Genomic DNA, 12622 nt, shown 5'->3' on the forward strand with positions numbered 1-12622 from the left:
TGGTTGCCCCTATTCGTCGTTCGGCAGGCGCAGCGTGGCCGTTGCCAGGGCCGCGAGCCCTTCGCCGCGACCGGTAAAGCCCATGCGTTCCGATGTCGTCGCCTTGAGCCCGACCTGGTCGAGCCGCACTCCTGTGACCTCCGCGATCCGCGCCCGGATCTGCTCACGATAGGGGCCGACCTTCGGCGTCTCGCAAACGATGCTGAGATCGAGATGGTCGATCACGCCGCCGCGCCCGCTGACGCGCTCAGCGGCAAATGCGAGAAAGCGGTCGGATGAGGCGCCGCGCCATTGCGGATCGCTCGGCGGAAAATGCGTGCCGATATCGCCATCCGCCAGCGCCCCGAGAATGGCATCGGTCAGGGCGTGCAGCGCGACATCGCCGTCGGAATGGGCTCGCACACCGCGCGTGTGCGGAATGCGGACACCACCGAGCCAGACATGATCGCCGTCGGTGAAGGCGTGGACATCATAGCCGGTGCCGACCCGGGTGGTCAGCTGCCTGCGCAGCCTCTCTTCCGCCAGGACAAAATCCTCGGGATGCGTCAGCTTCACGTTCATGGCCTCTCCAGGGAAGGTCGTGACCGCATGGCCCGCCCATTCGATCAGGGCGGCATCGTCGGTGAGACCGGTGACAGCCGCAGCAGCTGCCGCCTCATGGGCTGCCAGCAAGGAGCGGAAGGCAAAGGCCTGGGGCGTCTGCACGCTGACGAGTTGGTCGCGCGGCGGCGTCTCGATGATATGCCCGTTGCCGTCCACACGCTTGATCGTGTCGGTGACCGGCAGGGCAGGGATAGAAGCCGAACCGTTCTGCGCGGCTTCGATTGCGCGCTCGATCAAGGTTGGGGACGCGAAGGGTCTGGCTGCATCATGCACCAGCACGGTTCCCTCGAATCCTGATGCCGCCAATGCCCGCAGGCCAAGCCGCACCGAGTCCTGCCGGGTCGCCCCCCCCGTGACGGGGGCGAGCAGCTTGCGGGACGAGAAGCCTGCGACAGCGTCGTCATAGCAGGCCTCGTCACCTGTCCCGATGACGACGACCACATGGGATATTGCCCGCTCAGCCAGCAATGGAAGCAGGGTTCGCCGCAGGACCGGCAGGCCGGCGAGAAGGCGATATTGCTTTGGCACGTCTCCGCCGGCACGCAGGCCGCGCCCCGCCGCAACGACGAGGGCCGCCACCGACGGAAGACTTGTCACTGTTTCGGACGACACGGCGAGGCTCCAGCTAGAGCCCGGTTGATAGTCGCCGGTCATGCAATCGCCAAGTGCGGCGCAAGGCACTGCGACCATCCGCACCGGGCTGCGGCGATATTGCGTTGCAGCATCAGTTCGAAACCCCCTTGCGCTGATGCAGCAATGTCCAATAAATAGCCACAATGGATATTGCCTCAAAATCGGGCGACGAACTCTCCGGCATCGCCGGGGTTGCGATCGCCTCCCGAGCTTTTCTTGCACCGATGTCGGGCGTCACCGACGTCGTGATGCGGCGCATCGCTGCGCGTTTCGGCGCGGGGCTCGTCGTCTCCGAAATGGTCGCATCCGACGAATTCGTGCGCGGCAGCGAAGAGGCCCGGCTGCGTGCCGAGGGGGCGGGGGTCTTCCCGCATGTCGTCCAGCTTGCCGGCTGCGATCCGCACTGGCTCGGTGAGGCCGCCCGCCTGGCCGAGGCCACTGGGGCGCAGATCGTCGATATCAATATGGGCTGCCCCGCCAAGCGCGTGACGGGCGGCTGGGCCGGTTCGGCGCTGATGCGCGATCTCGATCATGCGCTCTCGCTGGTCGAGGCGGCGGTCAGCTCCGTGACCATTCCGGTTACTGTGAAGATGCGGCTTGGCTGGGATGATGCGTCCCGCAACGCTCCTGAGCTCGCGCGCCGTGCCGTATCCGCCGGCGCCGCGATGATCACGGTCCATGGCCGCACCCGGCAGCAGTTCTACAAGGGCGTCGCCGACTGGAATGCGATTCAGGCTGTGCGCGAAATCGGTGATTTCCCGCTCGTTGCCAATGGCGACGTTCACGGCGTCGCGGATGCCGAGGCATGCCTTGAGCGCTCGGGCGCGAATTGCGTCATGGTTGGACGCGCGGCGCTGGGGCGGCCCTGGCTTGTCGGCGCCGTGGGTGACGCGCTTGCCGGGCGCCGGACGACGGAGTTGAGCGCAGCGCAGAAGCATGCGGTTGCGCAGGAGCACTATGAGGGCCTGCTGTCCCTGCTCGGTCGTGAGCAGGGCGTGCGTCATGCCCGCAAGCATCTGGCCGCCTATGCCGACGAGGCGGTCGCGACCGGCTGCGCGCCTGATCCTGAGCAGCGCCGCGCGCTCCTGACCACGGATGATCCTCATCAGGCTCTGCGCGCGCTGGCTGCCCTGTTTTCCACTGAATGCAGCCGCGAGGCAGCCTGAGCGAGGACTATTGCATATGGCGATGGCATTTGCCGATGAGGTGGTTGGCGATGAGCGGGATCTGACCTTGCTCGATATGGTTGAAATGCAGGCGCTGAATGTCCTGCCCATGCCGGTGCTCGTCATCGGCGAGGGGCACGGCATTCTTTACGCCAACACTGCGGCCGAAGACTTCTTCCAGTCCAGCGTGGTCGTGCTCAAACGCCAGCGCCTGGATGATGTCATCGCCTTTGGCTCGCCCGTGCTGTCCCTGGTGGAAGACGTGCAGCGGCGGGGCGCCAGCGTCACCGAGTATCGACTTGATCTCGGCTCGCCCCGGATCGGCGTCGAACGCATCGTCGATGTCTTTGCCTCTCCCTTGCCCAATCAAGGCGATGCCGTCGTCCTGATGCTGCAAGAACGGACAATTGCCGAAAAAATGGACAGGCAACTGACGCATCGGGGAGCAGCCCGCTCCATCACCGCGCTCGGTGCGATGCTTGCTCACGAGATCAAGAACCCGCTCTCCGGCATTCGCGGCGCAGCGCAGCTTCTTGAAGCCTCTGTGTCCGATAGCGATCGGATGTTGACCCAGCTGATCTGCGACGAGGCGGATCGGATCGTAAAGCTGGTCGAGCGCGTCGAACTGTTTGGTGATGAGCGCCCGAGCGAGCGCGGGCCGGTCAATGTCCATGACGTGCTGGACCATGTGAAGCGCCTGGCGCAATCGGGCTTCGCCCGGCACATCCGTTTCAACGAGATTTACGATCCTTCACTCCCCCCGGTCGCCGGTAACCGCGATCAGCTGGTCCAGGTTCTGCTGAACCTGATGAAGAATGCGGCAGAAGCCATTGGTGAACATGCGATTGACGGTGAGATCACGCTGACCACGGCCTATCGCCCCGGCATCCGCATGCAGCATGCCGGCTCGGCAAGTCGGATCGCCTTGCCGCTGGAGATCGGCATCCGCGACAACGGCCCGGGCGTGCCTCATGACCTGCTGCCGCATCTGTTCGATCCCTTCGTCACCACCAAGGTGCAGGGCAGTGGCCTTGGACTTGCACTCGTAGCGAAGGTGATCGGCGACCACGGCGGAATCGTCGAGTGCGAGTCTGTGCCGCGGCGCACGACATTCCGGATTCTTCTGCCCCTGCATGAAGCGCGTCCCACACGGAGCGCTTGAGGTTCACAGGATAATTGAATGCCCACCGGTAACATTCTCATCGCCGACGACGACGCCGCGATCCGCACGGTGCTCAACCAGGCCCTCGCTCGGGCCGGGTACGAGGTTCGGACGACAGGACAGGCGGCGACACTCTGGACCTGGGCAGCGCAAGGGCTGGGCGATCTCATCATCACCGACGTGGTGATGCCCGACGGGAACGCCTTCGATCTTCTGCCGCGCATCAAGCGGGTGCGGCCCGACCTGCCGATCATCGTGATGAGCGCGCAGAACACCTTCATGACCGCGATCAAGGCGTCCGAGCGCGGCGCCTATGAATATCTGCCAAAGCCCTTCGATCTGAAGGAGCTCGTCGCGATCGTCGGGAGAGCGCTCTCGCGGCCGCGCGGCGACGGCGGGCGTGCCAATGCCGTGGCCGAGGCGGACGATATTCCCCTGATCGGCCGTTCACCGGCGATGCAGGACGTCTACCGGGCTCTCGCAAGGCTGATGCCGATCGACCTCACCGTGATGATCAATGGCGAGTCCGGCACAGGCAAGGAGTTGGTTGCCCGCGCGCTCCACGATTACGGCAAGCGCCGCAACGGTCCCTTCGTCGCCATCAACATGGCCGCCATTCCGAAGGACCTGATCGAATCCGAGCTGTTCGGCCATGAGAAGGGCGCCTTCACCGGTGCACTCACCCGCTCTTCCGGCCGCTTCGAGCAAGCGGAGGGCGGCACGCTCTTCCTCGACGAAATCGGCGACATGCCGATGGAGGCCCAGACGCGACTCCTGCGTGTGCTGCAGCAGGGCGAATACACGACGGTCGGTGGACGCACGCCGATCAGGACGAATGTCCGCATCGTGGCGGCGACCAACAAGGATCTGCGCATCTCGATCGCGCAGGGCCTGTTCCGCGAGGATCTGTTCTTCCGCCTCAACGTCGTGCCGATCAGGCTGCCGCCGCTGCGCGAGCGGGTCGAAGACATTCCGGATCTCGTCCGGCACTTCTTCTCGCTGGTCGAGAAGGAAGGGCTGCCGCGCAAGCAGATCGATTCGGAAGCGATGGACGTGATGCGGCGCTATCGCTGGCCGGGCAATGTTCGCGAACTGGAAAATCTCGTCCGGCGCCTTGCTGCGCTCTATCCACAGGAGACGATCACCGCGCCGATCGTCGAGGCTGAACTGCAGCCGGCCTCCGCGACGTCGAGCTTCGCCCACAGCTCGGGGCCGGAGCGAGCGGAGACCTTGTCCGGTTCGGTCGAGCGTCATCTCGGTCAGTATTTCGGCGGTTTCGGCGATAATATCCCGCCACCCGGCCTCTATCACCGTATCTTGCGCGAGGTCGAACCGCCGTTGATTGCCGCCGCGCTCGCGGCAACCCGGGGCAATCAGATTCGCGCGGCCGAGCTGCTCGGGCTCAATCGCAACACCCTGCGCAAGAAGATTCGTGAGCTCGACATGCAGGTGGTCCGCTCGTCACGCTGAGCATTTGTAAGGCGGGGCAACGGTTTCCTGCCTTTCATATGTCATATTTTGACAACACCGTTGCGGCGGCGCATCAGTGCGCCGAGCCGGGTACCTTTGGGGCCGGCTTCCGCGGAGTTGTTGAGACAGAGTGACCGCCTCCATCAGCGATATCAGGATCACGCCGCGTGGCGAGGATACGCCGCGACGCGTCTCGGGCTGGCTCGGGGCTCTCGTCGTCGTATTCGCGCTTGTCTCCGCACTGGTGACGTTCCTCGTCCTGTCGGGCGCGACTCCGATTGTGCCGGTGCACGAGGTCGTCATCGGCGTCTTCGTGCTCAACGGTTTCCTGATCCTGCTGCTGCTGATCATCGTCGCGTTCGAGACGGCGGTGCTGATCCGGGCGAGGCGTGCCGGTGCCGCAGCTGCCGGGCTGCATGTCCGCATTGTCGGCCTGTTCAGCATCATCGCGGCCTTGCCGGCGGTGCTCGTGGCGGTGATCGCGACCGTCACCATCGAACGCGGCCTCGAGCCCTGGTTCTCGGATCGGATGCGCGATGCGATCTTCAAATCGGTCGAGGTCGCGGACGCCTATGCGGCAGGCCAGTGCCAGTCGCTCGGCCGTGAAATCCGTGTGCTGGCGGACGATCTGACGCGGGCGAAACCTGCCTTCGATGCCGACCGCAAATGGTTCGAGAACTTCCTGACAGCCCGTGCCACGGCGCTCGGCGTCCCGGTCGCCTCGATCATGCGCCCGCCGGCAACAGTCCTCGTCAGGGCGAATATCGATGTACTGCGCGATGCGCCGAAGCCTGATGATGCCGCGTTCGAGGATGCGCTATCCTCGCCTGAGCCGATCTGCGTGCTGCCCTCGACGGGGCGCATCTTCGGCGCGCTGGTCAAGCTGCCGACCTATGACAATGCCTTCCTCTATGTCGCGCGTGAGGTGAATCCGCTCGCAGTCGAGTTTCCGGCCGTCGCCCGTGGCGCCGCGGTCGAGTATCTCTCGATCGATGCTCGCCGGAAGGGCGTGCAGATCGCCTTTGCCTCGATGTATGCCCTGATCGCCGTCATCCTCCTGCTCTCGGCGATCTGGATTGGACTCAGTTTCGCCAACGGGCTGGTGGCGCCGATCCGACGCATGATCCACGCGACGGACCAGGTCTCCAGCGGCAATTTCTATGTCCAGGTCCCGATACGACGATCGGAGGGCGATCTCGCTCATCTCGGTGAGACCTTCAACAAGATGACGGCGGAGCTGCGCCGGCAGCGCGACGGGCTGGTCACGGCCAGCGAAGTCATCGATCGACGACGGCGCTTCACCGAAACGGTCCTGTCGGGTGTATCGTCCGGTGTGCTGGGCCTCGATGCCGACGGCCACATCACGATCATGAACCGCTCGGCGGAGATCCTGCTTGGCGCCGGCGGGCGTCTGCTGGGCGAACCGATCGGTCAGGTCGCGCCCGAAATCGCGGGTTTCGTTGCCGAAGCGCTGCATAATCGGCAGAGACAAAGCTCCGGCCAGATTGCGATCACGCGTGCCGGCCGCGACCGGATGGTCAATGTCCGCGCCGTTCGGGAAGGCGAAGGAGCTGGCGCGGGCCTTGTCGTGACGCTTGATGACATCACCGATCTGGTCTCGGCGCAGCGTACTGCGGCTTGGGCCGACGTCGCGCGCCGCATTGCGCATGAAATCAAGAATCCGCTGACGCCGATCCAGCTCTCGGCCGAGCGTATCCGTCGCAAGTTCGGGCGCGTGATCGTCGACGACAAGGAGATCTTCGAGCAGTGCACGGCGACGATCGTGCGCCAGGTCGAGGATATCCGGCGCATGGTCGACGAGTTCTCGTCCTTTGCGCGCATGCCAAAGCCCTCGCTGGCGCGCGAGGATATCGTCGAGACGGTGCGTCAGATCGTCTTCCTGATGCGTGTCGGCAATCCGGAACTGACCCTGTCGGAGGACCTGCCTGCGGAACCGGTTCTGGCGCAGTTCGACCGCCGGCTGATCTCGCAGGCCCTCACGAATGTCATCAAGAACGCCACCGAAGCGATCGAAGCCTTGCCGATGGAGCAGCGCGGCCCGGGCAGGATCGATGTCTCTTTCCAGCGCCGCGAGGATGGCATGATCATCATCGACGTGATCGATAACGGCAAAGGCCTTCCCATCGATCAGCGCCAGAAGCTGCTAGAACCCTATATGACGACACGCGAGGGCGGCACCGGGCTCGGTCTCGCGATCGTCGGCAAGATCCTCGAGGACCATGGCGGGGGCATCGAACTGCTCGACCGACCTGACGTCCATGAGGGCGGACGCGGCGCGCGCGTCAGGCTCTGGTTCCCCGAAGCCGGGCCGGAGCACCAACCCGACGATGCCGAAGCCGGTGGCAAGCCCGCCGATATCGCCATGAACAAGCAGAACGGAACTCAGGAATGAGCGCTGACATTCTGGTCGTAGACGACGAAGTCGACATCCGGGAACTGGTTTCCGGCCTGCTCGAGGACGAGGGCTACCGCACGCGCAAGGCGGGATCGGCGGACGAGGCTCTGGCGGCGATCGCCGCCCGCCGGCCGAACCTGGTCTTTCTCGACATCTGGCTGCAGGGCAGCCGGCTTGACGGCTTGCAGGTGCTCGACTTGATCAAGGAAAGCCACCCGGACCTTGCGGTGGTGATGATCTCCGGTCACGGCAACATCGAGACCGCCGTCTCCGCCATTAAGAGCGGCGCCTATGACTTCATCGAGAAGCCGTTCAAGGCCGACCGCTTGATCCTGGTCGCCGAGCGCGCACTCGAAGCGTCGCGGTTGCGGCGCGAGGTGCGCGAGCTGAAGACGCGCTCGGTGCAGGCAAGCCGGATCGTCGGCAAGTCGACCGTCGTCAACCAGTTGCGCCAGACCATCGACCGCGTCGCACCGACCAATGCGCGCGTGCTGATCACCGGCGAGCCCGGATGCGGCAAGGAACTGGCCGCCCGAACCCTGCACGAGGCCTCCAGCCGGTCGACCGGCCCCTTCATCGTCATCAATGCAGCGACGATCACGCCGGAAACGATGGAGGAGGAGCTCTTTGGCGTCGAAGGTGGGGAAGGGCGTTCCCGCCGGGTCGGTGCACTCGAAGAAGCCCATGGCGGTTCTCTCTATATCGACGAAATCGGCGACATGCCGCGAGAGACCCAGAACCGCATTCTGCGCGTTCTCGTCGATCAGAATTTCCAGCGCGTCGGTGGGGCGACGCGCGTCCATGTCGACGTCCGCATCATTTCCTCGACCAGCCGCGATCTCGCCCAGTTGATTGCCGACGGGCATTTTCGCGAGGATCTCTATCATCGGCTTAGCGTGGTGCCGGTGCGCGTACCGTCGCTCTCCGAACGCCGCGAGGACGTGCCTGAGCTGATCGAGTTCTTCATGGACCAGATCTCGGTCGCGACCGGCCTGCCGAAGCGTAGAATCGGCGGCGACGCGATGGCCGTCCTGCAATCGCATGAATGGCCCGGCAACGTCCGCGAGCTGCGTAACAATGTCGAACGGCTGATGATCCTGACCAAGGGGGATCCGAGCGCCGACATCACCATCGAGATGCTGCCCGCCGAGGTTGGCGCCATGGTGCCGACGACGCCGTCGGGGTCAGGCGGCGAACGCTTGATGAGCCTGCCACTGCGCGATGCGCGCGAGATTTTCGAGCGCGAGTATCTGATCGCACAGATCGCTCGCTTCTCCGGAAATATCTCACGCACGGCCGAATTTATCGGCATGGAGCGCTCGGCCCTGCACCGCAAGCTGAAGTCGCTCGGGGTCGGCTGACGGAGAGGCAGGCGCGATCTGCATGTGCGCCTGCGTCGAACGCAGGACTTTCTGCTGCGCATGCCCGTCGAACCACTTGCATTGCAGCATATGCACGCGGTCTAATGACCTATCGGTGTTCCGAAATGCCCCGGCGCTCGGCCGGACGCTGAACGGAACGAATTGGATCGCCAACGCAACCCGAAGCGCGATCCCAACAACAGGGGCTGAACATGGCCGCAGAGCGGGCTCAAAACCTTCAGGACACCTTCCTCAACCACGTCCGCAAGCAGAAAATTCCGTTGACGATTTTCCTCGTCAACGGCGTGAAACTGCAGGGCGTCGTCACCTGGTTCGACAATTTCTGCGTGCTGCTCCGTCGCGACGGACATTCGCAGCTCGTCTACAAGCATGCCATCTCGACGATTATGCCCGGCCATCCGGTCCAGCTCTTCGAGCCTGAGGAAACGGACAAGGCCTGAGGCCGTGGCAGGGCGCGCGGGCACGGGCGATGTACCGGCCGCGGTGAAGCCGCTCGACGAGATCGAGCGCGACATTGCGGCCAATACCCGTGCCTTCGTCATTGGCCCTTACCTGCAGCGCCGCGGCGCGGCGACGGATGCGAATCAACGCTCCTTCGCCGCGCGTCTCGACGAGGCGGTGGGGCTTGCGGCTGCAATCGATCTTTTCGTGGTTGAGCCCATCTCTGCGCTGCTGACGGCGCTGAGACCGGCAACCTATCTCGGCAAGGGCAAGGTCGAAGAGATTGCCGAGCGCATCACCAACGAGGAGATCGGCCTCGTCGTGATGGATTGCGCGCTGTCGCCCGTACAACAGCGCAATCTTGAAAAGGCCTGGGGCTGCAAGGTCATCGACCGGACCGGCCTGATCCTTGAGATCTTCGGCCGGCGCGCCCGCACCAAGGAGGGCGCGCTGCAGGTCGAACTCGCCCATCTCAATTACCAGAAGAGCCGCCTGGTGCGGTCCTGGACCCATCTGGAACGCCAGCGCGGTGGCTTCGGCTTCCTGGGCGGCCCAGGCGAGACGCAGATCGAGGCCGACCGGCGTGTCATCCAGGAGCGAATGACCAAGATCGAGCGCGATCTCGATACGGTCAAACGCACCCGTTCGCTGCATCGTGTCAGCCGGAAACGCGTGCCTTATCCGGTGGTTGCGCTGGTTGGGTACACCAACGCTGGAAAGTCGACGCTGTTCAATCGACTGACCTCAGCCGATGTCCTGGCCCAGGATATGCTGTTTGCGACGCTCGACCCGACGGCGCGCGCAATCAAGCTGCCGCATGGTGCCCGCATCATGCTCTCCGACACCGTCGGATTCATTTCGGACCTGCCGACCCAGCTCATCGCGGCCTTCCGGGCCACGCTTGAGGATGCGATCGAGGCCGATGTGCTGCTGCATGTGCGCGACCTCGCGCATGAGGATACACAGGCCCAGGCTGCCGATGTGCAGGCCATCCTGAGGGACCTCGGCATCGATCCGGATGACGGGCAACGCGTCGTCGAGGTCTGGAACAAGGCCGACCTGCTTGTCGGAGACGAGCACGATCGGCAGCTCGCGCTGGCAGAGCTCAGGCCGGTTGCCTCTCGCCCTGTGCTGGTTTCAGCCCTGACCGGCGAAGGGGTCGATCGCCTCACCGACGCGATCGAGACCCGCATCGCCCGCAGCCGGCCAGTCTACCGGCTCACTCTCGAACCGGGGGATGGCAAATCGCTTGCCTGGCTGCACAGCAATGGTGAAGTGCTCAGCCGCGAGGATGCGGAGGATGGCGCTCTCGCCCTGACCGTGCGGCTTCCGCCGGAGCGGGAAGGGGCGTTTGGCGCGCGCTTTCCCCAGGCAGAGCGCCAGGGTTAGATCATTGGACCAGAGATCGTATCTGGGCCGATGATTTCACTTTCCGTGCTTGCACCGGCTGTCCTGACAACCGCAATCCACTTTCGGGCCAATGCCTAGCCAGCGCTGACCTTCGCCTTCTCCGTCCGCTTTACCGCCTGCCATAGCGCTTCCAGCTCGTCGAGCGTCGCGTCCTTGGCGTCCCGGCCCTCGGCGGCAAGGGCGTCTTCGATGCCGCGGAACCGGCGTTCGAACTTGGTGTTGGCCGCGTTGAGGCAGCCTTCAGGGTCGGCATCGACATGCCGCGCCAAGTTGGCAACGACGAAGAGCAGGTCTCCGATCTCCTCCCGAATGGCCTCCTTGTTGCCACCGGCGAGCGCCTCGTCGATCTCCGCCGTCTCCTCGCGGATCTTGTCGAGAACGAGCCTGGCATCGTTCCAGTCGAATCCCACGGTGGAGGCCTTGGCCTGAAGCTTCCAGGCGCGGGTCAGCGCAGGCAACGTATGGGGAACGCCGGCAAGAACACCCCTGTCCTCGCTTACCTCGGGCAGCCCGGCAGCGCGGTGGGCTGCGGCCTTGTCGGCCTTCTCCTGTGCCTTGATGCGGTGCCAGAGCGCCTTGACCTCGGCCGGCGAGAGGTCTCGCGCATCGCCGAAGACATGCGGGTGGCGGCGGATCAGCTTGCTGGTGATCGCCTCGACCACGTCGGCAAAGGCGAAGGCGCCCTCTTCTTCGGCCATGCGCGAATGGAAGACCACCTGCAGGAGCAGATCGCCGAGTTCGTCCTTGAGATCGATCTTGTCACCGCGTGCGATCGCGTCGGCGACCTCATAGGCCTCCTCGATCGTGTAGGGAGCGATCGAAGCAAAATCCTGCTCCAGATCCCAGGGGCAGCCGGTGCCGGGTGTCCGAAGCGCCGCCATGATCTCGATCAGCCGGGCAATATCGCGAGAGGGCTTCAACGCTGCAATTCTCCGGAGGTTGAGCTACCGTCCTCCCATGATTCAAGTCACCCCGTCCATTACCCTCGACGAGAGCGAGCTCGAGGAAAGCTTCGTGCGCTCCTCCGGGCCAGGAGGGCAGCATGTCAACAAGGTGTCGAGCGCGGTCCAATTGAAGTTCGACGCGCGCCGATCTCCGTCCCTGCCGAATGATGTGGCGATCCGGCTGATGAAGATCGCGGGCAGCAGGCTGACGCAGGACGGTGTGATCGTCATCGTCGCCCAGGCGCAGAGAAGCCAGAAGCGCAATCGCGAGGAGGCGCTGGAGCGCCTGCTGGACATGATCCGCGAGGCTGCGGTCCGCCCCGAGATACGCAGGCCGACCAAACCGACCAAGGCATCCAAGGAGCGCCGTCTTCAAGGCAAGGACCGGCGCTCATCGATCAAGTCCGCACGATCGAAACCTGGTCTGGACTAGAATGAGAGGCGCCAATGGGGACGGCGATCAGCGCAGCGTCGGGACGCGCAAAGAGCCACGGCGGATCAGCGCCGATTATCTGCAGCGTGCGGCGATGCATTACCTCGAGCGCTACTCGGCCCCTGCCGGGCAGTTGCACCGGGTCCTCCAGCGCAAGGTGATAATGAGTTGCCGCCATCACGGCGACGAACCGCAATCCTTCGCCGCACTCATCGATGAAACGGTGGCGCGCTGCGTTGCCGCAGGGCTGGTCGATGACAAACGCTTTGCCGAAGGGCGGGCGGCAACCTTGCGCCGAAAGGGGCAGTCCGCCCGCGCCGTTGCGGCGCGGCTTGCGGCCAAGGGCGTCGGGCGCGAGCTCGTCGCGGAGGCGAGCCGCACCACCGAGGATGAGGAACTGGCTGCGGCGCGGATTGCCGCCCGACGCAAGCGGCTTGGTCCCTGGAGCCGCAGGGACCGTGCCGAGAACCGTCAGAAGGATCTCGCGGCACTCGCCCGGGCTGGTTTTGCTATGACAATCGCCCGCGCCGTGATCGACGGCGCGGGCGACGAAAGCTGATCG

11 protein-coding genes are annotated in these 12622 nt (G+C 64.6%); 9 read left to right on the forward strand and 2 right to left on the reverse strand.

The features are described 5' to 3' along the window. Positions 1-9: 9 nt before the first annotated feature. Positions 10-1215, reverse strand: coding sequence for a bifunctional 2-C-methyl-D-erythritol 4-phosphate cytidylyltransferase/2-C-methyl-D-erythritol 2,4-cyclodiphosphate synthase (locus AB4099_RS18370; RefSeq protein WP_441479084.1), 1206 nt, complete (start codon positions 1213-1215; stop codon positions 10-12). Positions 1216-1379: 164 nt separating this feature from the next. Between AB4099_RS18370 and dusB the strand changes: the two genes are divergently transcribed. The 7 genes from dusB to hflX all read left to right on the forward strand — a co-directional run bounded on the left by dusB (position 1380) and on the right by hflX (position 10662). Beyond that, a complete protein-coding gene (gene dusB, locus AB4099_RS18375) occupies positions 1380-2402 on the forward strand; it encodes a tRNA dihydrouridine synthase DusB (protein ID WP_441479085.1) in 1023 nt (340 codons plus the stop codon). Between the two features lie 76 nt (positions 2403-2478). Next, positions 2479-3564, forward strand: coding sequence for a two-component system sensor histidine kinase NtrB (locus AB4099_RS18380; protein ID WP_441479219.1), 1086 nt, complete (start codon positions 2479-2481; stop codon positions 3562-3564). An 18-nt stretch (positions 3565-3582) separates the two neighbouring features. After that, positions 3583-5034: a nitrogen regulation protein NR(I) gene (ntrC, locus tag AB4099_RS18385; RefSeq protein WP_441479086.1), complete on the forward strand. Its 1452-nt coding sequence runs from the start codon at positions 3583-3585 to the stop codon at positions 5032-5034. Positions 5035-5164: 130 nt separating this feature from the next. Beyond that, entirely contained in the window at positions 5165-7447 is a 2283-nt protein-coding gene (locus AB4099_RS18390; protein ID WP_441479087.1) for a sensor histidine kinase NtrY-like, read from the forward strand. Continuing rightward, positions 7444-8811, forward strand: a complete 1368-nt coding sequence (ntrX, locus tag AB4099_RS18395; RefSeq protein ID WP_113512580.1) for a nitrogen assimilation response regulator NtrX — start codon at positions 7444-7446, stop codon at positions 8809-8811. The genes AB4099_RS18390 and ntrX overlap by 4 nt, the downstream gene beginning before the upstream one ends. 212 nt (positions 8812-9023) lie before the next feature. Then, the gene (hfq, locus tag AB4099_RS18400) at positions 9024-9272 is read left to right on the forward strand and encodes an RNA chaperone Hfq (protein ID WP_069880868.1); all 249 of its coding nucleotides are present in this window, start codon (positions 9024-9026) and stop codon (positions 9270-9272) included. Positions 9273-9276: 4 nt separating this feature from the next. Beyond that, complete coding sequence (gene hflX, locus AB4099_RS18405) at positions 9277-10662, forward strand: GTPase HflX (protein ID WP_441479088.1); 1386 nt, start codon at positions 9277-9279, stop codon at positions 10660-10662. A 95-nt stretch (positions 10663-10757) separates the two neighbouring features. Here the strand turns inward: hflX and mazG are convergent, their stop codons facing one another. Continuing rightward, a complete protein-coding gene (gene mazG / locus AB4099_RS18410; protein ID WP_441479089.1) occupies positions 10758-11603 on the reverse strand; it encodes a nucleoside triphosphate pyrophosphohydrolase in 846 nt (281 codons plus the stop codon). A 37-nt stretch (positions 11604-11640) separates the two neighbouring features. Between mazG and arfB the strand changes: the two genes are divergently transcribed. Both arfB and AB4099_RS18420 read left to right on the forward strand, forming a co-directional pair. Beyond that, a complete protein-coding gene (gene arfB / locus AB4099_RS18415; RefSeq protein ID WP_441479220.1) occupies positions 11641-12060 on the forward strand; it encodes an alternative ribosome rescue aminoacyl-tRNA hydrolase ArfB in 420 nt (139 codons plus the stop codon). A gap of 1 nt (position 12061) precedes the next feature. Beyond that, positions 12062-12619 (forward strand): regulatory protein RecX, encoded by a 558-nt coding sequence (locus tag AB4099_RS18420; protein WP_441479090.1) that lies wholly within the window; start codon positions 12062-12064, stop codon positions 12617-12619. Positions 12620-12622 lie beyond the last annotated feature (3 nt).

Origin of the sequence: Allobosea sp. 2KB_26 (genome assembly GCF_052115715.1) — a bacterium.
Lineage (GTDB): Bacteria > Pseudomonadota > Alphaproteobacteria > Rhizobiales > Beijerinckiaceae > Allobosea.

Excerpts from the sequence above, each read along its gene's own strand:
- arfB (WP_441479220.1), top strand. The coding sequence starts at position 11,641 with ATGATTCAAGTCACCCCGTCCATTACCCTCGACGAGAGCGAGCTCGAG.
- hfq (WP_069880868.1), top strand. The coding sequence starts at position 9,024 with ATGGCCGCAGAGCGGGCTCAAAACCTTCAGGACACCTTCCTCAACCAC.
- ntrC (WP_441479086.1), top strand. The coding sequence starts at position 3,583 with ATGCCCACCGGTAACATTCTCATCGCCGACGACGACGCCGCGATCCGC.
- AB4099_RS18380 (WP_441479219.1), top strand. The coding sequence starts at position 2,479 with ATGGTTGAAATGCAGGCGCTGAATGTCCTGCCCATGCCGGTGCTCGTC.
- ntrX (WP_113512580.1), top strand. The coding sequence starts at position 7,444 with ATGAGCGCTGACATTCTGGTCGTAGACGACGAAGTCGACATCCGGGAA.
- dusB (WP_441479085.1), top strand. The coding sequence starts at position 1,380 with ATGGATATTGCCTCAAAATCGGGCGACGAACTCTCCGGCATCGCCGGG.
- AB4099_RS18420 (WP_441479090.1), top strand. The coding sequence starts at position 12,062 with ATGAGAGGCGCCAATGGGGACGGCGATCAGCGCAGCGTCGGGACGCGC.